The sequence below is a fragment of the Pelomonas sp. CA6 genome (assembly GCF_022549225.1).
Classification (GTDB): Bacteria; Pseudomonadota; Gammaproteobacteria; order Burkholderiales; family Burkholderiaceae_C; genus Roseateles.
Window position 1 is genome coordinate 1 of sequence record NZ_JAKZFD010000077.1, and the last position, 301, is coordinate 301.

Here is a 301-nt window from a genome sequence, read left to right on the forward strand (position 1 = left end):
GCCCTTGATGCTGCGCCCCAGGTACTGCACCTCCCCCACCGCGATCGGCTGCAGCCCCGTCACCGCCTTCAGCGTCGTGGTCTTGCCAGCGCCGTTGGCCCCGATCAGGCTCACCAGCTCGCCCTGGCGCACCTCGAACTCCACGCCCTTGACCGCCTGGATCCCGCCATACGCCACCTTCAGCCCGGTGACCTTGAGCAACACTTCATTCGTCATTTCAGACTCCATTCTTTTCTTGGCACTCGCGCCCGAGGTCTTCCCAAGCGGCACCCGAGGATCCGGCTTTGCCGGGCCTCTGGGG

The 301-nt window shown here is 65.8% G+C and carries 1 protein-coding gene; it reads right to left on the reverse strand.

Annotation, left to right across the window (positions count from 1 at the left end):
* Positions 1 to 216, reverse strand: a 216-nt coding sequence (locus tag LZ017_RS21965) for an ATP-binding cassette domain-containing protein (RefSeq protein ID WP_241399056.1), incomplete at its 3' end; no start/stop codon positions are given.
* Positions 217 to 301 lie beyond the last annotated feature (85 nt).